General features: G+C 68.4%; 14 protein-coding genes. 9 read left to right on the top strand and 5 right to left on the bottom strand.

The features are described from left to right. Positions 1-130: 130 nt before the first annotated feature. Entirely contained in the window at positions 131-2,242 is a 2,112-nt protein-coding gene (locus Q7S93_RS15665; RefSeq protein ID WP_304714885.1) for a TonB-dependent siderophore receptor, read from the top strand. A gap of 54 nt (positions 2,243-2,296) precedes the next feature. Then, positions 2,297-4,069, top strand: a complete 1,773-nt coding sequence (locus Q7S93_RS15660; RefSeq protein WP_304714884.1) for an amidohydrolase — start codon at positions 2,297-2,299, stop codon at positions 4,067-4,069. A 92-nt stretch (positions 4,070-4,161) separates the two neighbouring features. Here Q7S93_RS15660 and Q7S93_RS15655 read toward each other — a convergent pair whose 3' ends face one another. The 4 genes from Q7S93_RS15655 to Q7S93_RS15640 all read right to left on the bottom strand — a co-directional run bounded on the left by Q7S93_RS15655 (position 4,162) and on the right by Q7S93_RS15640 (position 9,050). Next, entirely contained in the window at positions 4,162-5,031 is an 870-nt protein-coding gene (locus Q7S93_RS15655) for an alpha/beta hydrolase (RefSeq protein ID WP_304714883.1), read from the bottom strand. A gap of 37 nt (positions 5,032-5,068) precedes the next feature. Beyond that, the gene (locus Q7S93_RS15650) at positions 5,069-6,049 is read right to left on the bottom strand and encodes a cytosine permease (protein ID WP_304714882.1); all 981 of its coding nucleotides are present in this window, start codon (positions 6,047-6,049) and stop codon (positions 5,069-5,071) included. Positions 6,050-6,325: 276 nt separating this feature from the next. Next, positions 6,326-7,429, bottom strand: a complete 1,104-nt coding sequence (locus tag Q7S93_RS15645) for a DUF917 domain-containing protein (RefSeq protein WP_304714881.1) — start codon at positions 7,427-7,429, stop codon at positions 6,326-6,328. Beyond that, the gene (locus tag Q7S93_RS15640; RefSeq protein WP_304714880.1) at positions 7,419-9,050 is read right to left on the bottom strand and encodes a hydantoinase/oxoprolinase family protein; all 1,632 of its coding nucleotides are present in this window, start codon (positions 9,048-9,050) and stop codon (positions 7,419-7,421) included. The genes Q7S93_RS15645 and Q7S93_RS15640 overlap by 11 nt, the downstream gene beginning before the upstream one ends. 234 nt (positions 9,051-9,284) lie before the next feature. Here Q7S93_RS15640 and Q7S93_RS15635 point away from each other — a divergent pair, with 234 nt between their 5' ends. The 6 genes from Q7S93_RS15635 to Q7S93_RS15610 all read left to right on the top strand — a co-directional run bounded on the left by Q7S93_RS15635 (position 9,285) and on the right by Q7S93_RS15610 (position 19,691). After that, the gene (locus Q7S93_RS15635) at positions 9,285-12,005 is read left to right on the top strand and encodes a helix-turn-helix transcriptional regulator (RefSeq protein WP_304714879.1); all 2,721 of its coding nucleotides are present in this window, start codon (positions 9,285-9,287) and stop codon (positions 12,003-12,005) included. A 221-nt stretch (positions 12,006-12,226) separates the two neighbouring features. Beyond that, complete coding sequence (locus tag Q7S93_RS15630; RefSeq protein ID WP_304714878.1) at positions 12,227-14,422, top strand: TonB-dependent receptor; 2,196 nt, start codon at positions 12,227-12,229, stop codon at positions 14,420-14,422. Continuing rightward, positions 14,422-15,753, top strand: a complete 1,332-nt coding sequence (locus Q7S93_RS15625; protein ID WP_304714877.1) for a spinster family MFS transporter — start codon at positions 14,422-14,424, stop codon at positions 15,751-15,753. Before Q7S93_RS15630 ends, Q7S93_RS15625 begins: the two co-directional genes overlap by 1 nt. Beyond that, complete coding sequence (locus Q7S93_RS15620; protein WP_304714876.1) at positions 15,750-17,384, top strand: carboxylesterase/lipase family protein; 1,635 nt, start codon at positions 15,750-15,752, stop codon at positions 17,382-17,384. The genes Q7S93_RS15625 and Q7S93_RS15620 overlap by 4 nt, the downstream gene beginning before the upstream one ends. Beyond that, a complete protein-coding gene (locus tag Q7S93_RS15615) occupies positions 17,375-18,955 on the top strand; it encodes an AMP-binding protein (RefSeq protein WP_304714875.1) in 1,581 nt (526 codons plus the stop codon). Before Q7S93_RS15620 ends, Q7S93_RS15615 begins: the two co-directional genes overlap by 10 nt. Before the next feature lie 103 nt (positions 18,956-19,058). Then, positions 19,059-19,691, top strand: a complete 633-nt coding sequence (locus Q7S93_RS15610) for a TetR/AcrR family transcriptional regulator (RefSeq protein ID WP_304714978.1) — start codon at positions 19,059-19,061, stop codon at positions 19,689-19,691. Between the two features lie 14 nt (positions 19,692-19,705). Here Q7S93_RS15610 and Q7S93_RS15605 read toward each other — a convergent pair whose 3' ends face one another. Further along, positions 19,706-20,923 carry a hypothetical protein gene (locus Q7S93_RS15605; RefSeq protein WP_304714874.1) on the bottom strand — a complete coding sequence of 406 codons (1,218 nt, stop codon included), beginning with the start codon at positions 20,921-20,923 and terminating at the stop codon, positions 19,706-19,708. A 502-nt stretch (positions 20,924-21,425) separates the two neighbouring features. On the opposite strand from Q7S93_RS15605, the gene Q7S93_RS15600 reads away from it, so the two are divergent. Next, on the top strand, positions 21,426-22,352 hold the full coding sequence (locus Q7S93_RS15600; RefSeq protein WP_304714872.1) for a serine hydrolase domain-containing protein: 927 nt from the start codon (positions 21,426-21,428) through the stop codon (positions 22,350-22,352). The last annotated feature ends 163 nt before the right edge of the window (positions 22,353-22,515 follow it).

Raw genomic sequence — 22,515 nt, 5'->3', positions numbered from 1 at the left:
CCCATCTTTGGGCTGACTTACCCTGAAAACCCCGTCGGCCTCTGTTCAGCCTGGTGTTCAATGCCCTGGGGATGCCTCGCGCGCCGCCGCGGCGGGTCGTCGAAACGAACATAATACGGGGGTGTATGTGATGCTTAAGCTCATCGATCGACCGAAGGCCGCCAGGCGCCTGTGCGTCGCGCTGATGTCCAGTTGCGCCCTGGCCGCCCCGATGGCGGCCCTGGCCCAGACCGAAGCGAGCAATGTGGATGAAGTGGTGGTGGTGGGCGCCCGCGCCGTGGCCGCCACCAAGACCGACACCGAACTGACCGAGGTGCCCCAGGGCATCAGCGTGATCACCGCCCAGGAGATCGAGGACCGCACCGTCGTCGATCTGCAGGATGTGTTCCGCTACACCGCCGGCGTCGCCTCGCCCGGCAGCATCGATTCCCGGGGCGACTTCGTCGTGTCCCGCGGGTTTGACGCCGCGCAGTACCTCGACGGCCTCAAGCGCATGCCCGACTTCATCTATGGCGCCCGGCTGGAGACCTTCACCCTCGAACGCGCCGAAGTGCTGCGCGGCCCGTCGTCGGTGCTCTACGGCGCCGGCGGCCCGGGCGGCGTGCTGAACGGGGTCAGCAAGACGCCCCGGTTCGAGTTCGGCGGCGAGGTGGGCGCCTTTGTCGGCACTGACGATCGCGTCCAGGGTCAGATCGACCTCACCGGTCCCCTCTCCGACAAGGTGGCGGCGCGCTTCGTGGGCGTCTGGCGGGATGGCGAGACCCAGTGGGGCACGGCCGACGACCGCCTGGTCATCAACCCCTCCCTGCGGTTCGAGCTGACGCCCGACACCTCGGTCAACCTGATCGCCCTCTACCAGAAGGACATGCAAGGGTCGCTGGGCTACGCGCCGCTCTTCAAGTCGTTCCTGGCCGACAACGACGCCGAGAAGGTCGCCTTCAACTTTTTCCAGGGCGAGCCGGACTTCAACAAGATGGATACGGAGTTCACCTCCCTGGCCATGGTCATCGACCACCGGCTCAGCGACGCGATCAGCTTCCGCAGCGCCAGCCGGTTCAGCGACATGGATACCGACTACCAGGAGGTCTACACCAACTACACCGACTCTCAGTGGGCCGACCCCGCCGAGACGATGCTCAAGCGCGAGTTCTATGTGAACTACGAGAAGAGCAAGGTGTTCAACACCGACAACCACGTCAGCGTGAAGTTCGACACCGGCGCCATCAGCCACAACGTCCTGGTCGGCGTGGACTATATCTGGTTCGACCAGACCAAGGACGAGGGGTTCTCGTATCTGAACTTCTACCCCTACCCGTCCCCGCCGCCGATCAATGTCTATGACCCGCAGTATGGCGTCGCCTTCCCCTATGGGGCCTTCAACAGCCTCGACTATCGGAGCACCCAGTTCGGCGTCTATGTGCAGAACCAGCTGAGCTATGCCGAACGGGTTCACCTGGTCGTGGGCATGCGCCGGGACACCGCCACATCGCGGCGTAATGGGGTGGACGAGGCTGACCAAACCAAATGGTCGTTCCGCGGGGGTCTGATCGCCGAGGTGTTCGAGGGCGTGTCGCCCTACTTCAACTACGCCGAGTCCTTCCTGCCGGTGCCCGGCGGCGACTTCTACGGCAATCCCTATGAGCCCCGCCTCGCCCGCCAGTACGAGGGCGGCGTGAAGTGGGAGCCCATGCGCGGGGCTTTGGTGACGCTGGCCTATTTCGACATCGAGGAAACCAACTACCTCTCCCAGGACCCGGCCAACATCCAGAACTTCATCCAGGGCGGCGCCGTGGGCTCGAAGGGCTTCGAGGCCGAGGCCGTCTATCGCGTGCCCGAGAACTTCGACGTCACAGCCTCCTACAGCTACATCGACGCCGAGGTGATCACCTCCAGCCAGGCCCTGACCGCCGGTGACCGGATCGCCGGCCAGCCCCGGCGGCTGGCCTCCCTCTGGGGCACGAAGACCTTCTTCATCGGCGACGACTGGAAGCTCCGGATCGGCGGCGGCGTGCGTCATGTGGGCGACCGGATCGACGCCAGCCAGACCCTGGTCATGCCGTCCGTGACCCTGGTCGACGCCATGATCTCGGCGGCCTATGGCGACTGGGAGGTCTCGGTGAACTCCAGCAACCTGCTCAACAAGGAGTATTACGACCTCTGCAGCATCTACGCCCCGAACTCCGGCACCTGCACGGCGGCCAAGGATCGGACGGTGCTCGCCTCCGTCAAGCGCAGGTTCTGATGATCACGAGCCGGAGGCGCATCGGCGCCTCTGGCCGCCCGTAGAGGTTCTTCCATGTACCGTATGCCGCGTCCCCGCCCCGCCCCTCTGGCCCGCATCCTCGCCGCCGGCGTCGCTGTGCTGGCCCTGGGGGCCTGCGCAACCCCTAACGCCCTGGCCCAGGCCGCCGCCGCCGCCGCCGCCGATCTGGTTATGACCAACGCCCGGATCTACACCGTCGACCCCGACCAGCCATGGGCCGAGGCCATCGCCGTCAAGGACGGATTGATCGTGGCGGTGGGGTCCCAGGCGGCCCTGGCGCCCTACCAGACCGGGGCCCAGGTGATCGATGCCCAGGGCCGGCTGGTCCTGCCCGCCTTCGCCGACGCCCATGTGCATCCGGTGTTCGGCGGCATGGCCTTTTCCCGCTGCTCCCTCCACAAGGGCCGCAGCATCGAGGAATACCAGAGGATCATCGCCGGCTGTGTCGCCGCCCATCCCGGCGACGGGGTCGTCTACGGCGTCGGCTGGGAGGACTCCCTCTTTCCGCCCAGCGGCATACCGACCAAGGACCTTCTGGACCAGGTGTCCAGCGACCGGCCGCTGATCTTCGAATCCGTCGGTGGCCATACGTTCTGGGTCAACTCCAAGGCCCTCGACGTCGCCGGGATCACCGCCGACACCCCCAATCCCCCCAACGGCGAGATCAACCGCGAGCCGACCACAGGCGAGCCGGTCGGCGCGCTGCAGGAATCGGCCATGGCCCTGGTCGCCGGCCAAGTCCCGCCGCCAACCCGGGAGGAGATCGAGGCCTCGATCATCTATGTGGTCGAGCTGTTCAACAGCCTGGGGATCACCGGCCTGCACGACGCCGGCATCGACCTGGCCCCGGACGGAACCAGCCAGATGATGGCCGCCTACAAGGCGCTGAAGGATCAGGGCGCGCTCACCCTCGACGTCACCCTGGCCCTGAAGTGGGACAATGACCGCGGTCTGGAGCAGATCCCGGCCCTGATCGCCGCGGCCGACCGCGCCGAGGCCTGGGGCCTGAAGGCGCGGACGGTGAAGTTCTACCTCGACGGGGTCATCCCGCAGCAGACCGCGGCCATGATCGAGCCCTATGAGGGCTCCGAGGGAAGCGGAACCCTGCAGATCGAGCCTGAGCGGCTCACGGCCGCCGTCACCCAGCTCGGCGCGGCTGGCTTCCAGCCCTATGTGCATGCGATCGGGGATCGGGGCGTGCGCGTGGCCCTCGACGCCTTTGAGGCCGCAATCGCCGCCAACGGCGCCCTGGACCGGCCGATGATCACCCATATGAACGTGATCCATCCCCAGGATCAGCCGCGGTTCGGCGAGCTCGGCGTCATCGCCCAGTTCCAGCCGACCTGGTCATCCAACTATCCCTATATGGACCTGACCAAGGCCGCGATCGGACCCGAGCGCTCGACCTACATCTATCCCACCGGCTCCATCCTGCGCGGCGGCGGCATGGTCGCCTTCGGCGCCGACTGGCCCGTGGCCACGGCCGACCCGCTGTCGGGGATTCAGGTGGCGGTCACGCGGGTCAATTATGAGGACCGGGTCACCCCGCCCTTGCTGGCCGAGGAGGCCATCACCCTGGAACAGGCGATCGCCGCCCACACGCTGAACGTGGCGGTGGCCAACGGCGTCGGCGACGTCACCGGCTCTATCACCGTCGGCAAGAGCGCCGACCTGATCGTTCTCGACCAGAACATCTTCGAACTGCCGCCCATGGATATCGACCAGACCGATGTCCTGGTGACCCTCTTCCGCGGTCGAGCCGTGCATGGCGCCCTCGACGCGCTGAAGGCTCCCGTCCGTCCCTGATCCCCTGGCGGTCGGGCGCTGCGACGAGCACGGCGGGGACGGGGCGACCCGATCCCCGCCGTGAGCTCAACACGGCTAGAGCGGCGCGCCCATCAGGGCCACTGGTTCGCCCAGCGCAGGGTCGTCGTCAGGGCGCGATGGGGGACGCTCAGATGTCCCTCCTCCTCCAGCAGCATGAAGCGGCTGCGCAGGCCATCGGCCGAGAGCGCCTGCAGGCGCGCCGCCAGGGCCCTGTTGTCGATGATGGTCACCGGAGCCTCCTCGCCCTCGCCGACCAGGAGCAGCAACCGCGCCACCCGCTCTGGCGGGGTGGCTGACCGCAGGGCGGCGCGAAAGGCGGCCTCCTCCGCCAGGATCATCTGATCATCCCACCCGAGGCTCGCGCTGGCGGCCGTAATGGTGTGGAAGGCGTCTGGCCGGGTGTAGAGCATGTGCAGGGCGAAGAGGCCGCCCAGGGAATGCCCATAGAGCGACTGGCGATCTGGATGAACGCTGTATCGCCGGGCGACCTCGGGGCGCAGTTCGTCCAGCAGGAAGGCGGCGAAGGCCTCGCGCCGCCCCTGGGGGTCGTCGCGGTGATAGGCGGCGAGCGCGGGATTTCGTATGGGCGGGGTGAAGTCGCCGACCCGGCGGCTGTCATAGAGGCTCCCGCCCGGATAGCCGACGCCGACGATGATCATCTTGTCGGCGCCGGTGGCATAGGGACTCTGGATCCGGCGGGCCTCGGCGAAGCCTGCGAACACGGCGTCGCCATCCAGGACATAGAGCACCGGATAGCCCCCGGCCGGAGCCTCCCCCGGCGGGCGCGACACATAGATCCCGTAGATCTCGCCCTGGCGGCTCTCGATCTCCCACCCCTCGGTCTCCGGCACCACATAGCCGGCGCTCGGCGCCGGGGCCTGCGCCTGCGCGGCCGGGGCCATCAGGGCGGCGCTGCAGAGCAGGAGGGCCAGACGCGTCATGGAGATCTCCCGGTTGCAGCGCGCGGCGCCTGAAGGATCAGATCCGCTTGCGGAGTCGAAGCAGCGCCAGATAGGCGACGGCGGCGAGGATGGTGGCGTCCAGGGCCGGGACCGTGGTCACCGTCCAGCCCAGGGCGGTGGCCGGCATGGTGATCGCCAGGGACCCCAGCCAGACGCCGATCGCCTCCCACCGGAACCTGCCGCTCCAGGACGCCTCGCCTGACCGGAAGACCATGAACCCGTCGATCACATAGATCGCCGCGATCGGCGGAATGATGAGGCCAAGCGCCACCAGGAAGGGAATAAAGGCGTCGAGGATGCCCATGAGCGCGAACAGGCAGCCCAAAGCGCCGCCGCCGATGGTGAACATCCAGGACGGGACCCTTGGGAAGGTCGCCGCCATGGACAGGCCGGCGGAATAGAGATTGAGCGCGTTGATGGTCCAGACCGAGAGCAGCAGCATGGCCAGAGCCGGCGCGCCGAGCCCATAGCTCACCACCAGTTGCATGATGTCGGTGCGGCCCGTCGCCAGGGCGATCAGAACCGAGATGACCATGAAGATCGGGGTGGCCAGCGGGTAGGACAGCACCATGGCCGAGACAGCGCCCCGCTCGCTGCGGATGAAGCGCGACAGGTCAGGCATGGCGGCGATGGCCAGCATATTGCCCCCCACCAGGGAGGACAGGGCGACGCCGAAGCTCATCGGCGCCGGGGGGTTGGCGACGGCCGCCAGCTCGAAGGGGCCGGCGCGAACGGCCAGCACACAGACGATCAGCAGGATCACCCCCACCAGGGGTACGGCCACCATGGCCAGGCGATCCAGGGTCTTGAACCCGTAGATGGTCGAGAGCGTGATGACGATGCTGCCGACGATCACGAACAGGGCGAAGTCCCCGGGCGGGCCGTAGCCGCCGGTCTGGGCCGCCACCAGGGCGTCGCCCAGGAAGGAGACATTCACCCCGAACCAACAGTAATGGATCACCGCCACCACCAGGTTCACCAGGGCCGCGCCGCCCACCCCCAAAGGACCGCTGGACCAGCATGTAGGTGGTCAGCCGCGTGCGCACGCTGACCACGGCGGTGAGGGCTGCCCCGGCGCAGAGGATCAGGCCCGCCAGCACAGACACCAGCAGGGCTGGCCAGAAGCCCACCGCCAGGCCGATCTGCGCCCCATTCAGAAAGCCGGGCAAGGAGAAGGTGAAGCTCGCCAGAATCAAGGCCACCCGCCAGCCCGGGATGGTGAGGCTCTCGGGTAACGGACCACTGGCGTAGTTGTCCGTCGGCGCTGATGTGCTCACGCTGCGATCTCCGCATTCAGGCGCTCGACGGGGACGAAGGGGGTGTCATATCCGAACGCCGCCGGGCCCACGAAGGACAGGGCTGTGGCGTCCCGCAACTGGGCCGGCGCGGCGGCGGCGACGACACGGACCCGCTGCCCATACTTCAGCCGCTCGGTGGTGATGGCGTCGGCGGTCTCGCTGTCCATGATGGTGATCAGGTCCGGGACGATGGCCCGCAGGACCCCGTCGCCCCAGGCGGCCAGGTTCTCGTTCTGGAATTCGATCATCATCCGGCTGGAGCTGCGCAGCCCTTCGATGATGACCCGCCCGACCGAGAAGCCGCCCCGGGTCTCCCGTTCAAGATCGACGATCTTGCCGTCGAAAAGCGTGCGGCAATAGGGATAGAGGCCCGTCGCCTCCACCGCCCGTTCCAGCGCCGCAAAGGAACTGCGCCCGTCGGCGCGGGCGCGGCGCACCGCCGCCCCGATGGCGCAGGCCGTGCTGACGCTGCCGGGGATGGCTGTGGCCTTGGCCTGGGCGCCCGACAGCGGATACTCGACCATGTGGGCGATGCCCCCCATGGACACCGAGAGCCCCCGGGCGATGCGCTCATGGGCGTCGTTGTCCGTCGTCTCGATGACCGCCAGCGCGCCCGAGGCGTCGGTGACGATCGACGGACAGGCCGAAAGCCCGCGGATATTGAAGATCGCCATCTGGGATTCGGGGAAGGCGCGGCCCATTCCGTCGCAGTCCAGCACCGGCACGCCCAGCTCTGCGGCGGCGAGGAAGGGGGCAAGCCCGTTGCCGCCGCCGATCTCGATCGGCAGCACGGCGTCGATGCGGCGCCCCATGATCGCTTCCAGTCGCCGCAGGCCGCTCACCGCCTCATTGCCGTTGGGCAGCTTCTCCACCGAGACCGTGGGCGCGCCGATCCAGCCGCAGGGCGCCACCAGGGCGTCATCGGCGATCTCATCCAGACCGATCAGCTCGAAACCGCCAGAGCGTTCGAAGGCCGCCTCCGCCAGCAGGAGGCTGTAATAGGGATCCCCGCCCCCGCCCGATCCCAGGAAGGCGGCGCCCCAGGCCAGATCGGCCAGGGCCGTGCGTTCAATGCGCATGTCTGGCCTCCGCGGAAACGTCCACCCCCGTCGTCGACGCGCCGGCGAGGTGCTCAAGATCGCCCACCGCCCGCATGCGGACCTGGGCCGCGCGGCCTGGGAGGTAGCTGAGAAAGATCTCGTCGATATCCACCACCTGGAAGGTCTCAGCGACGCCGCCGGCCGCGGCGATCTGGTCGGCGAGTTGGGCCTTCATCTGCGCCAGCGCCGCCTCGCGGGGGGTCTGGTCATAGTCGAGGATCTGTTCCAGCTGGGCGCCGACCTGGGCGATGGCGGCCCCGATGGCGTTGGCCACGGCGGCATGCTGCGGGCGCACCACCCTGGCCGCCCCGGGAAGGCTGTCGCCGATCAGGAAATGGCCGCCCCCCACAGCGATGATGTCGGCGTCCCCAGGGGCGGTCTTCATCCGGTCGAGGGCGCTGGCGAGCATGTCCTGCATGTGGTTCCAGACCCCGTCGCGCACCGCCAGGCTGAGGTTCGGGAGGTTTTCGGGGTCGCCAAAGCGTGCCCGGCCCACGGCCACGGCGATGTCGCTGGCGGTCAGGGTCTCACCGCCAAAGATGTAGCTCTCCTCGGTGATGCGGAAGCCGACCGACTCCGGCCCCACCCGCAACTTGTCCGGATCGAGCGTGTCCGAGACGTAAAGGGCCGGGTCGAGATGGACGCAGGCGCCGCCGCCCAGGCCCAGCGCCAGGACGTCGGGCATCCGGAAGTTGGTGCGCACCCCGCCGATATCGACGGCCACGGCGGACTCGCGGGGAAAGCCACCCGCCAGGACGCCGACATCGCAGGTGGTGCCGCCGACATCCATGACGATGGCGTCCTGCATGCCGCTCAGGAACGCCGCGCCCCGCATGCTGTTGGTGGGGCCCGAGCCGATGGTCATGACCGGGTATCGCGCCGCGTTCTCCGACGAGGTGAGCGTGCCGTCATTCTGGGAGATGTAGAGCGGCGCCGCGAGGCCAAGATCGCGCAGCGCCTCGGCGAAGGAGGCGATGACCTGTCTCGCCAGGCTTGTCAGCGCGGCGTTGAGGATGGTCCCATTCTCACGCTCGATCAGGCCCAGCCGGCCGATGGCGTGGGACAGGCTGACCACCGCCTGCGGGTGCTCGTCCAGGATGACGCGCTCGGCGCGGGTTTCCATCGTGGCGTTCATCGGCGCAAACGCGCTGGTGACGGCGATGGCGGTCAGGCCGGCCCCGCGGCAGGCGCGGGCGGCCTGGCGGACAGCGGCCTCATCGAAGGGCGCGATCTCGCGTCCATCGACCTCATGCCCACCGGGCAGGAGAAAGATGGATTTCCCCAACTGCTCGACCAGTCCCGCCGGCCAGCCGGTCAACGGCGGAAGTGCTTCCCCCGACGGCGAGGCCAGCCGAAATACCCCCACCTGATCCAGCCGGCGGCGCTCCACCAGGGCGTTGGTGAAATGGGTGGTCCCGATCATGACCGCCCCCACCGCCTCAGGCGACACCTTGGCCTGGCCAAGCACCTCGGTGATCGCCGCGGCGACGCCGGTCCGGACATCGGCCGTGGTGGGCTGTTTTGTCGAGGCCAGGATACGGGTGCTGTCGATCAGCACGGCGTCGGTATTCGTCCCGCCCACATCGACGCCAATTCGCACGCTTACACCTCGTCGCCCCGCTACGCCGTGGATTAGAGGCGCCCTGGGATGAGCGAGCAATGAGCAAGGCGGGTGATATCGGCGCCCAGAAGGGTAATCACGCAGACAGAACGGGTAAGTCCGCGCGCCAACGGGTGATCGGCGTTTTGCGTCCCTTACGACTAGCCCCTAGTCTGACTTGAAGTTGTCGTAGGGATGAGGCCTCGAGCGCTCGTGACTTCCGTGGACGACCTATTGGCCGCGAAGTTTGATCCGCCGGTCTGGATCGGCGATCAGATTCGGCGCGCCCCGCTGCTTGAGCGCCTGCGGGCGGCGCTGGACAACCGCCTGACGCTGATCCACGCCCCGGCCGGCTACGGCAAGACCAGTCTTTTGGCCCAATGGCGTGACAGCCTGGCGACAAGCCGGGTTCGAACGGCCTGGCTGAGCCTCGAACGCGACGATCGGGATGTCAAACGCCTGGTGCGCTACCTGATGCTGGCCATCCGTGGAGACGAGGCCGAGGGCGCGGGGGGCGGACCACACCCTGCCGAGCTTCCGCCCCGGGCGGCGCTTTCGGCCATTCTGCACGAGCTTGCGGCCTGCCAGCTGCCCTTCGTTCTTATCCTCGATGACCTGCATCACGCCGACAGCCCGCAGGTCACGGCCTTCCTGCAGTCGATGATCCGCCTGGCGCCGGCCCACTGCCATTTCGTCTTCGCCTCGCGGGACTATCCCTCGCTTGGTCAGTCCGTGCTCGCCGCAGAGGCGCAGTTCCTTGAGATCGACGTGACCGACCTCCGCTTTTCCGAGCAGGAGGCTGAGACCTTGCTGGAGCGCGCCGGGCGAGGCCTCGCCGCCGGCGATGTCGACAGGATTCTTGAACGGACCGAGGGCTGGCCCATCGCCGTCAAGCTGACCGGCCTGTCGCTCCAGCGCGGCGTCCCGCAGGACGAGGCGATGGCGAGATTCTCAGGCCCCAGCGTGGAGCTCGCCCGCTATCTCTCCGAACAGGTGCTCATGACCCTGCCGGACGAGACCCGGGACCTGGTCATGCAGACCGCCGTGCTCAACCGCCTGACGGGAGAACTGGTCAATGTCCTCCTTGAGCGCACCGATGGCGGGCTACTTTTGGAAAGGCTCGAACAGCAGGGGGTCTTCCTCGCCCCGGTGACGCCGAACCGAGACGCTTATCGCTACCACCAGCTGTTCGCCGACTGCATGCGCGACCGGCTGTTGCGGGTCGATCGCGACCTCCACGCCGCGCTGCAGCGGCGGGCGGCGCGGTGGTTTGCGGAAGGCGGCGACATCGCCGAGGCGGTGAACCACGCCCTGCAGGCCTGCGACCAGGCCCTGCTGGCGGAGATTCTGGAGACCGCAGGCGGCTGGCGGCTGATCCCCCAGGGCCAACAGGGGGTGGTGGAGCGTGGGCTGGCCGGACTGTCCAAGGCCGCCATCGCCGCCCGTCCCTGCCTGGCGCTCGCCGAGGTCTATCTTCAGATCAAGACCGGCGAGCTGGGCCTGGCGCGGGCCTCGTTCGACGGCTTCCTTGCCCAGGGCCAGGACCATCTGCCCGCCGAGTTGCAGACCGAGATCCAGGTCGTGGGCGACACCCTGAGCGACTACGAAAACCAGCCCCTGCGCCTGGAGGATCTGCTGGCCCGCGAGGCCTTGCTCCGCAAGCTGCCGGCCAATGACCACCTCGTGCTGGCCAACACCAGCGAGACGGTGGGCGCCAAATATTTCGAGGGCGGCTGGCTGGAGCGCGCCCTGCAGCCCACCCTGGCTGCCCGGGACCATTACCAGGCCCTGGGATCGCTCTATAGCGACCTGTTCACCCGCTTCCTGGAGTCCCGCATCAAGCGCGCCCAGGGCCGGTCCATCGAGTCGGCCGCCATCCTGGACGAGGCCTGGCGCCAGATCGTCGATAATTTTGGGCGCCAGTCGGATCTGGCGGCCAACTGCGCGGCCTTCCAGTCGGTGCTCTTGTATGAACTTGATCAGGCCGATGAGGCGCGCGCCCTGCTGGCCTGGGCGCTTCCGCATATGGAGCGGTTCGACGGCTGGGTGGACGTCTATTCCGCGGCCTACTTCACCGAGGCTCGCGCCCTGGCCGGCGCCGGCGCCCTCGACGAGGCGCTGGATGTGGTCGATCGCGCGCGCCGTACGGCGCTGCGGCGGCGCCTGCGGCAGCTCGAATTGCTGGCCGATCTCTGCGAGATCGAGCTCCTCCTGATGAGCGAGGCGTCCCTGGAGGTGATCCATAGCCGGGCGTCCGCCATCGGCCTGGACGCCCTGGCGGACGCGATGGCGGAAGATTCGCCGGGGTACCGCCCGGTCGCCGTGGCCGCAGCCCTCTGCCGCGGCCGGCTGATGCTGCAGGAGGGCCTGATCCTTGAGGCCCTCGCCGAGCTTGGCCAACTGAAGCGATGGGCGGAGGCGCATGGCGCCTCGCGTCTCCTGATCGACGTCAACATCCTGCTGGCCCACGGTCAGCACGAACTGGGCGACGAGGCCGAGGCCCGCATCACCTTCGATCAGGCCGTTGAACTGGCCGTGTTCCAGGGCCTTTCGCGGCCCTTCATCGACGCCCACGCCATCCTGCAACCGCTGCTCGATGACGCCATCGCCGCGGGTTTCGGCGCCGACCGCTTCCGCGAACACTTCCTGAAAGGCCTGTCGAGGACCCTGGCCGCCACACGCACGAACCGCACCCTCCACGGCCTCAGCGCGGCCGAGGGCGACGTGCTCTACTATCTGAGCCAGGGCCACTCCAACAAGGAGATCGCTCGGATCATCGGCATGTCCCCCGACACGGTGAAGTATCGCCTGAAGTCGGTGTTCCGGAAAATCGGCGTCAGCCGCCGCCGCGACGCGGTGCGCGTCTCCGCCGAGCGGGGGCTCATCCCCGAACCTTCCCTGCGGACTCCGCCGGAGAACGACCGCCTCGGAGATCGTACAGCCCTCTCGGCCTGAGGACGCGCAGCCAACCCGACGTGTCAGCAGCCCAGGGCGGGCGTCACTGACCGAACTTAGTTATTCACCCTCTTGAGAGTGAAGATTGACTCCCTGGCCCGATCATGGCCCCATCCCGGCGAACGTCGGCGCTCATGACCGACGTCGAGGGAGGACATCAAATGAGGGCGTATCTTCTCGCCTCAGCGTGCGCGGTCGCGTGCGCGGGGGCTTCGACGGCCGTGGCGCAAACGGCCGCCACGCGCACCCAGGGCGAAGCAGCGGTGGTCGAGGAGGTCATCGTCACCGCCACCCGACGCGAAGAGCGGCTGCAGGACGTGCCACTCAGCATCACGACGCTGTCTCAGGAGGAGCTCAACCGGAAGGGCATCGTCGGCTATGAGGGCCTGGCCTACGAGACGCCGGGCGTCGTGCTGAACCGGGCCAGCGCCAACTTCAACAATTTCACCGCCCGCGGCATTTCCACCAACGGCTACAACGCCAACCTGCAGAGCACGGTGGCGATCTATATCGACGAACTGCCGATCTCGGCGAACGGCAATTCGACCATCCTGGACCCCACCCTGTTCGACGTGGAGCGGATCGAATTCCTGCGCGGCCCGCAGGGCACCCTGTTCGGCTCGGGCTCCCTGGCCGGCGCCCTTCGCATCCTAACGAAGAAGCCCAATCCCGCGGCCTTCGAGGCCGAGGCCCTGGTGGATTTCGGCATGACCGACGGCGACGCCCTTCGGCAGCGCTATAACGGCATGGTCAACATCCCGCTCATCGAGGACAGGCTCGCCCTGCGGATCGTCGGCTTCCGCCGCGACGAAGAGGGCTATATCGACAATGTCGGCGCCGGGATCGAAGGGTCCAATGCGCTGGAGGCCTGGGGCGCCCGCGCTAGTCTGCTGTGGGAGCCCACCGACCGGCTCTCGGTGCGGCTCACCGCCTCCCACGAGGACAGCGAGCCCAAGGATTCCTCGCTGACCAGCCCGGCCCTGGGGGTCGACAAGCGCATCTCCGACCGTCCGGACCTGTTCACCGGCGAGATGACCAACCAGAACGTGACGGTCGAATACCAGTTCGACGGCGCGCGCCTGACCAGTTCGTCCACCTGGTCGGAGTTCAACCAGACCTTCTATGTGGACCTGGCCGGCACCTTCGCCCAGGCCATCGCCTTCGCCCTCGACGCCGACGCCTATGACGACACCTTCGTCCAGGAGATGCGGCTGGTCTCCGACCCCGGTGGGCGGTTCGACTGGTCGGTGGGCGGCTTCTACTTCGAGCGTCGCCGGGATGTGGATTTCGGCTATCGCTCGCGGCCGGATTTCCTGACGGCCCGCGGCATCACCGGCCTGCCCGACGAATATTACCAGCGGCTGTACAACCACTCGATCGCCCATGAGAAGGCGGTCTTCGGTGAGCTGACCTATCGCTTCACCGACGACCTGTGGGTCACCGGCGGCCTTCGGTACGGCTCCATCGACGCCCAGGCCTTCACCGAGGAAGGCGGCTATAACAGCAACTACCTGACCGCGGCCCTGACGGGGGTGTCGGGTCCCTTGACCATCACGCCGATCGTGGCGGCCGAAGGGGCCAAGGCCAAGGAGAAAGGCCCCTCATACCGGCTCAGCCTCTCCTGGCGTCCCCAATCGAACATGACAGTCTACGGCGCCGTGGCCACAGGCTTCCGCGCGCCGGTCGTCAACGCCTTCGCCGGGCGGGTCAGCGTGGTCGATCCGACCGACCTGGTGATCCCGCCCGGGGCGGATTCCGACAAGCTGATCAATTACGAGGTCGGGCTGAAGGGCCGCTGGCTGGACGGCCGCCTCAGCGCCAATCTGGCCCTCTACCGGATCGACTGGAACAACATCCAGGTCCAGGCCAACCGGGTCTCGGACTCCGTCCAGTTCGCCACCAATATCGGCGGCGCCATCAGCCAGGGGCTGGAGTTCGAGCTGCTGGCCGTCCCCCACCCCAGCTGGACGGTCGCGTTCAACGGCGCGATCAACGATTCCGAGGTCGACGACCTGTCGCCCCAGGAAGCCGCCATCTCCGGCGCCGAGGAAGGCGTTCGGCTATCGGGCCCCCGATTCCAGGGCTCGCTGGTCACCAGCTATCGCTTCCCCGTAGGCGCCACGGGCCAGGGCAATGCTTCGTTCTCGATCCAGCGGGTGGGCTCCTTCCCCAACACCTTCCCGAATACGCCCGGACGCCCGACCGTCCCCACCCCCACCTTCGACCACACCGACGCCTATACGGTGGCGAACGCCAATGTGGCCGCCGCCTTCGACCACGTCACCGTAGGCGCCTATGTGGAGAACCTGTTTGACGACCGCTCGGTGACCTATGTGCACCCCGAGGCCTTCACGGCCAGCCGCTACGCCCGGGTCCGCCCGCGCACGATCGGCATCCGTGTCGGGTACGTCTACTGATGTCGGTCCAGGCGCATTCCCCCGCCGCGGCCGTCACCGCCCGCCCAGGCCCCACGGCCTGGGCGGTGCTGGCGACCCTGTGCTTCATCTATGTCCTGAACTTCCTGGATCGACAGCTGCTGTCGATTCTGGCCAAGCCCATCCAGGACGAACTGGGCGTCACCGATGGTCAGCTTGGCCTGATCAGCGGACTCTATTTCGCGCTCTTCTACTGCATTCTCGCCCTGCCGGTCGGATGGCTGGCGGACCGGACCAACCGGGTGAAGGTGCTGGCCTTCTCCTGCGGGCTCTGGAGCGCCGCCACCGCCGCCTGCGGCCTGGCGGGCAGCTATCCGCAACTGGCTGCAGCGCGCATGGCCGTCGGCGTGGGCGAGGCCGGCGGCGTGCCGCCCTCCTACGCCATCATTTCCGACTACTTCCCCTCCGGCCGGCGGGGCACGGCGCTCAGCCTGTTCAATCTGGGGCCACCCATCGGCCAGGCGATCGGCATCGCGTTTGGCGCCTCCATCGCCGCGGCCTATTCCTGGCGCCTGGCCTTCCTCTGGGTCGGCGCGATCGGCGTGGTCACGGCCGTGGCGGTGTGGGTCTTTGTGCGCGAGCCTCGGCGAGGCGCCCTGGACCAGCCCGCGGTTCCGCCTGCGGAGATTCTGGACGCCACCGCCGCAGCGCCGCCCCAGGCGAGTTTCTGGGACACCTGCCGACTCTTCTTCACCCATCCGGTGCTGTTGCGCACCGCCCTGGCCTGCGCGGCGACGCAGTTCATCACCTATGCCGTGCTGAACTTCACCACCCTCTTCCTGATGCGCGAAAAGGGGATGACGCTGCAGCAGGTGGCCCTGTGGTACGCCCTGCTGATCGGCGTCGGGGTGAGCGCTGGCATGTTCGTCTCAGGCCGGCTGATCGACCGCTATGCGCCACGATGGAAGGCGGCCTACGCCTATATCCCCGCCATCGGGCTGGCCCTGGCCGCGCCGCTGTTCGTGGGCTTTGTCTGGGCGCCGAGTTGGCCCCTGGCGCTCCTCTTCCTCGCCCTGCCCACGGGGCTCAACTACTTCTACCTCTCGCCGGCCGTCACCCTGGTGCAGGAAGAGGTTCGCCCCGACCAGAGGACCTTGGCCGGCGCCCTCCTCCTGCTGGTCATGAACCTCATCGGCCTGGGACTTGGGCCCACCTATCTGGGCTTCATGAGCGACTGGCTTCGCCCGTCCCACCCCGACAACTCCCTGCAACTGGCCTTCTACAGCCTGGTCCCGTTCTACGGCGTGGCGATCCTGGCCTTCCTGTGGCTGGCCCGGGCGATCCGGCGCGAAGGCGTGGAGGCGCGGGCATGAGACGCAGCATGATCGCCCTGCTGGCGGCTTCAGTTCTGTCCCTGCCGGCCCAGGCGCTGGCCCGAGGCCCGGTTATCGAGACCGTCTCCGGGCCGGTCCGCGGCGAGGTCCAGGATGGCGTCGCGGTGTTCAGGGGCCTGCCCTATGCCGCCCCGCCCGTGGGTCCTCGCCGCTGGCGTCCGCCGGCCCCGGCGGCGAGCTGGACCGAGGTCCGCGAGGCCTCGCAGTTCGGCGCGGCCTGTCCCCAGCCCCCATCCCGGCCCGACAGCATCTATGCCGCACGCCACCGGGCGGTCAGCGAAGACTGCCTCTATCTGAACATCTGGGCGCCCGCCGGGGGGCGCGACGCCCCGGTGTTCGTCTGGATCCACGGCGGCTCCCTGACGACCGGCGCCGGCAGCGAGCCGATGTATGACGGAGCAAAGCTCGCCGCCCAGGGGCTGGTGGTGGTCACGATCAACTACCGGCTGGGCGTCCTGGGCTATCTGGCCCATCCGGAACTCAGCACGGAATCCCCCGACGGCGTCTCCGGCAACTACGGACTGCTCGACCAGATCGCTGCGCTGAGGTGGGTTCAGGACAGTATCGCCGCCTTCGGGGGCGACCCGGCCAATGTCACCGTGGCCGGCGAGTCCGCAGGGGCGCTGAGCGTCATGTATCTCATGGCCTCGCCCACAGCCCGGGGCCTGTTCCACAAGGCGGTGGCCCAGAGCGCCTACATGATCTCGACGCCGGAGCTGAAGGCCGATCGGCACGGGGCGCCCTCGGCGGAGTCCGCCGGCGTAGAGCTCGGCCGTCGGCTGGAAGCCCGCAGCCTGGCCCGGCTTCGGGCCATGGACGCCCAGGCCCTGACGATCGCCGCCGCCACGGCCGGCTTCCAGCCCTGGGGGACGGTCGATGGCCGCGTCATGCCGCGCCAGCTCGTCGAGGTGTTTGATCGCGGCGAACAGGCGGCGGCGCCCGTCCTGACCGGCTTCAATGAAGGGGAGATCCGTTCGCTCCGCTTCCTGGCCCCGCCGCCGCCCGAGAGCCCGGAGGCCTACGAAGCGCTCATCGGCGCGCGCTACGGCGACCTGTCCGAAGACTTCCTCCGGCTCTATCCGAGCGATGATCTGGCCGCCAGCGTGCTGGCTGCGCCGCGGGATGCGCTCTACGGCTGGACCGCCGAACGTCTGGCGCGCAGCCAGACCGCCCAGGGGCGGGACGCCTATCTCTACCTGTTCGACCATGGCTATCCGACCGCCGATCAGTTGGACCTGCACGCCTTCCACGCCGCCGAGATCCCCTACGTCTTCGGGACCCAGGGTCGCACGCCGCCCAGGTGGCCCGCGTCGCCCGACACGCCGGCCGAACGGGCGTTGTCGGCGGCCATGATGGACTATTGGACGAGCTTCGCACGCAGCGGGGCGCCGGCAGTCGAGGGCGGGCCGGTCTGGCGCCCCTATGCCGAGGACCAGGCCTACATGGCCTTCGTTGATGCGCCCCAGCCGGGCCATGATCTCATGCCCGGCATGTTCGAACTGAATGAAGCCGTCGTCTGCCGGCGCCGAAAGGACGGGACCACGGCCTGGAACTGGAATGTCGGCGTCGTGGCGCCGCCGCTCCCGGCCGGAGGGCCGTCATGCCCGTAGCCGATGGGGAGATGCAGGCCTATGCGCTCACCCTCGACAGGTTCCTTGACCACGCGGCCAAATGGACTCCGCAGGCCGAGGTGGTCAGCGCCCAGGCCGATGGCCGGCGGATCCGCATCAACTATGCCGACCTGCGCGAGCGCGCCCGCCGAGTTTCACAGGTGCTGCATGATCGGGGCGTCAGGACCGGCGACCGGGTCGCCACCCTGGCCTGGAACAGCCAGGCGCACCTGGAGGCCTGGTACGGGATCATGGCCATGGGGGCGGTGTGCCACACGCTCAATCCCCGGCTCACGCCGGACCAGCTTGCAGCGATGATCAGCCGGTCTGAGGCGCGCCTTCTCATCGTAAGCCAAGACCTGGCGGATCTCGCAGGCCGGCTGGTCGGGGCGGCCGCCTCGCAAATCGACCTGCTGCTGATTGACCCCGAGGCGACGGCTGACGATTCAGCCCCCATCCGCCTGGAGTCGCTGATGGAGGGCGCAGCCCCCAAGATCGCCTGGGGCCAGTTCGACGAGACGGCGCCCTGCGGTCTCTGCTTCACCTCCGGAACCACGGGCGCGCCAAAGGGCGTCACCTACACCCATCGGTCCAGCTATCTGCACACCCTGCGCCTGCTGCAGACCGACGTCCTGGGCCTCTCCGCCCGTGACAGCGTGCTGGTGGCGGTGCCGATGTTCCACGCCAACGCCTGGGGACTGCCCTTCGCCATACCGGCGGCGGGCGCCAGGATGGTGCTGCCGGGCCGGCGGCTTGAGGGGGCGGCCCTGGCGCAGCTGATCGAGGCCGAGGGCGTCACCATCGGCGTCGGGGTCGCCACCGTCTGGCTGGGCCTGTTGGAGCATGTGGAGGCGAGCGGCGGCCAGACGCCGTCCCTGGAGCGCCTGGTGGTGGGCGGGGCGCCCTTGGCGCCGGCGCTCATGGCGCGGCTGGAAGACCGGCTCGGGGTCACCGTCCAGACCAGCTGGGGGATGACCGAGCTCTCGCCATCGGGCGTCTTCGCCAGGCCGAACGATCCCCACCGCTCCGCCGCCCGTTCCGGCCGGCCGGCGGTAGGGGTGGATCTGCTGCTGACCGACGCCGAGGGCCGCCCCCTCGCCGACCAGCGGGGGGCGGAGGGCCATTTGGTGGTGAAGGGTCCAGCGGTGGTGCGCCGCTATTTCGGCGAGGAGTCTCCGGCCACAGACGACGACGGCTGGTTCCCCACAGGCGATCTCGCCCGCATCGAGGCAAGCGGCGAACTGGTCATCACGGGCCGGGCGAAGGACCTGATCAAGTCCGGCGGCGAATGGATCAATCCCGCCGAGATCGAGGCGGTGGTCAATGAGATCCCCGGCGTCTCCCTGGCCGCGGTGATCGGCCGTCGCGACGCCAAGTGGGGCGAACGCCCGATCCTGGTGGTCCAGGCCCGCAGCGAGGGGGTCAGCGACGAGGCGCTGCTTTCGCCTCTGCACACCCGGGTGGCGTCCTGGTGGATTCCCGACGCCATCATCCGGGTGGAACAGATGCCGCTGGCCGCTACTGGTAAGATCGACAAGTCCCGACTGAGAGCTGAGTATGGCCGCGAGTGATCCCCTCCCCGAGAGCGCCCCGAAACCCTCGCCCAAGGGCAGGGCGGCGCCCCCTGTGCGCACGGCGGCGCGCCCCACCAAGGAGCAACAGCGCGCCGACAAGATGGAGCAGATCCTCGACGCGGCCGAGCGGCTGTTTTCCCGCCATGGGCTGCATGGGGTGACGCTGAAGGATGTCGCCAAGGAGGTCGGCGCCCACCACACGCTCGTGAACTACTATTTCAACGACAAGAAGCAGTTGTTCGACGCGGTCTTCGCCCGCCGGGCCGTGGTCACCCGCGATCTGCGGATGGCGGCGCTCGACCGGTACGACGCCGAAACCCAGGGCAGCCCCACGGTCGAGGGCGCCCTGCGCGCCTTCCTCGACACCGACCTTGATCTCTACATCCAGGGCGGCGAGCCCTGGAAGAACTATGGAGCCCTCGGCGCCCAGGTGGCCAACACCCCCGAATGGGGCGCAGAACTGATGGACCAGCACTTCGATCCGGTGGTCCTGCGCCTGATCGATCTCCTGAAGAAGGCCCTGCCCGACTGCGCCGAGGCCGACATCTTCTGGGGCTACCACTTCGTCACCGGCGCACTCATGCTGACGCTGGCCAGGACGGGCCGCATCGACAAGCTGTCCAACGGGGTGTGCAGCTCCGAGGACTTCGTCGCCGTCAAGGAGCGCATGGCCGCATTCATGGCCGGCGGCTTCATGACGATCTGCAAGCCCAGGGATGAGGCCGGGGCCTGAACGGTTCGCCGGCCCTAGATGTCCGCCGCCGCCACCTGGGCGACGAGCCGACGGAAGCCCTCGGCCGCTGCGACGGTCGCCGCGACGTTCAGGCAGCGCTCGTCGTCCTCGGCCACGTGGTGATAGCGGTGGATGCCGAAGACCCCGGCGGCCGGGCTGTAGCCGGCCTTGATGACCTCGACCAGTTCGCCGGCGGCCAGCACCTGGCTCGAGACCGGGGCCTCATAGCCTGTCTGGCCGGCGAACACCTCGCGGGCCATCGGGAGCAGATCGGGCGATACCGACAGGAACCGCTGGCTGTCCACGCTGGGCAGCGGGGCGGGTTTCCCGGGTGTCTCGTGCCAGTCGCGGGCCGCCACATTCGCCCCCAGGTGGAGCCAGAAGTGCGTGGCGGCCGGTGGCGGGGCGATCGCCTTCATGGCCTCGGCCGCCCCGAGGTATTCGTATTCGTGGCCCGTATTGCAGATGAAGGTCAGGTCGTGGTCCGGGAGGGCGTCGCGCGCCCATCGTGCAAGATCCAGCCAGACCGCCACGCCAGGCCCCCGCTCGGCCGCGCAGACGAACCAGCCGGATCGGGGGGTCGAGATCGCCAGCCACCGCCCCTTGCCCCGGTCCATCCGGCCGACAAAGTTGAAGGCCGTTCGCCGCCCGCCGTCCCCCTGGATGGTGAGGCGCGCCTCTCGCCGTTCCATGGCGCCGGCCAGGATGTCGCCGGCGTCCTCCGGCGCGACCAAGGCGACAGGCCCGTCAAACATCGGCCCGCGGCCATCGGCGTTGAGCGCGATCACCTTGCCGGTGGGGCCGTTGGTGATCGCCACGGCCGCCTTGGCGCCGCCGGCGAAGGCCCGCTTGATGGGATCTCTCGCGCCGGGCGACAGCAGCGACGACCAGCGCGCATGCGCCAGATCGACCACGGCGATGGCGCCGTCCAGCGCGCCGGAATAACGGCCGCCGGAATCGACCCGCACCAGGGGGCCGGAGACACCTTCGGGTCCGGTGGGCCTGACGATGGGCTGAGGATAAAGGGGGGTATGGGCGCCGCCGATCTCGATGTCGGCCCGCTGCGTGTCAAAAAACGGCGCGGAAAAGGTTTGCCGCTCGACCGCGTAGCCCAGGCCCGCAAGCTCGCCTGCCAGCCACTCGCCGCAGGCCGTGTCGCCGGGGCCGCCGGCGCGCTTTTCGCCGTAGCCGACATAGCGAAGCAGGTCGGCCTCGATGGAGGGGCTGTTCATTGATGCGCTGTTCCCGGTCGGTTGAGTTGCGCGGGCGGCAGGGACGCCGGTGGCAAGCGACAGCAGCGCGCCGGCGCCCAGGAAGACTCGCCTGTCTGGCCCCACCATTTCATTGTTCTCCCGACGTTCGTCCCGTTGAGCCTGGCTGCGTCACAAGGCGCGCTCGGCGCGCCATTGTCGCATGCGCGCCTCGGCCTGTGGACCATACCTTATGCCGGCCAACCGCGGGACCCCCGGGCAGATGGCTTGCCCGCAGCGGCCGTGAGACCTACCAAATAACGCTGTGCAAGGGTGTGCGACAGACGGCGGGCGCGGCGGCGCCTAGGGGGTTGAGGGTTTGCAACGCCCACCCAAACACCGCCGACAGCATCTGAAGGCGACGATGACATCCACGCTTCAGCCTCGCATGCTCGCCGCGGTCCTCGCCCTTCTGGCGACGGCGCCAGGCGGCTGCGCGCAAACCGCCCCTGACCCCACGCTCCAAGCCCCCGCCTCAGCTGCGATGAATGACCTCCTCACCTATCTGAAGCACCAGAACAGCACCGGTTTCATCGTGATCCTGGACGGCCAGATGCTGGTCCATGAGGCCTGGCCCGCGCCCCAGGACGACCAGGTGTTCGCCAACCTGACCTATGGCCTGACCGCTGAGGGCGTCCTGCTGGAGGACGTCGCGTCCCAGCAGAAGAGCTTCATCGCCGTCCTCGTCGGCGTCGCCGTCGACAAGGAACTGCTCGACGTGGACGCGCCGGTTTCGCGCTACCTGGGCGAGGGATGGTCAAAAGCCTCGGCCGATCAGGAAGCAAAGATCCGGGTTATCGACCTCCTGATCATGAGTTCGGGTCTCGATGAGCAGTTCGCCTATGTGGCGCCCGCCGGATCGGCCTTCCTCTACAACACGCCGGTCTATGCGATCACTAAGGACATCCTGACCGCGGCCGCCGGCCAGCCCCTCGAGACCCTCACCCAGGACTGGCTGACCACACCGCTGGGCATGAGCCAGACGGCGTGGCGCAAGCGGCCGGCCGCGCTGGCCTCAGTCGGGAACGCCACAGGCCTGGTGACCACGCCGCAGGACGTCGCCCGCTTCGGGCTGATGATTCTCAATAACGGACTGGCGGAGGACGGGACCCGCATCATCTCGCAAGGTCAGCTGGACGCCCTCTTCCAGCCGTCCGACGCCAACCCGGCCTACGGGCGGCTCTGGTGGCTGAACGGCGGCGACTACGTCATCCGCGCCCAGGGCGGACGCGCGGAAGGCCCCCTGATCCCCACCGCGCCCGATGATCTGGTGGGCGCCTTCGGGGCTCTGGACCGCCGGCTCTACGTGGTTCCTAGCCGCCGATTAGTGGTCGTCCGCACCGGGGCGGCCGCGGTGGACCCGAACTTCGACCAAGAACTCTGGCGACGCCTGACGGACGTGCTTGGCTGATCTGATCTGCGGGAAGGCGTTGGCGGCCATGGCCTTGACGCCGAAACGCCCGCCGGGGGGTTTAGGTCCTGGCGGGCGTTATGGGATGTATGGGTGCGGGGACAGGATTTGAACCTGTGACCTTCAGGTTATGAGCCTGACGAGCTACCGGGCTGCTCCACCC

Origin of the sequence: Phenylobacterium sp. (assembly GCF_030646615.1) — a bacterium.
GTDB lineage: Bacteria > Pseudomonadota > Alphaproteobacteria > Caulobacterales > Caulobacteraceae > Phenylobacterium.
Note: the sequence above shows the minus strand (reverse complement) of the source record. Positions and strands in the feature narration are given on the sequence as shown.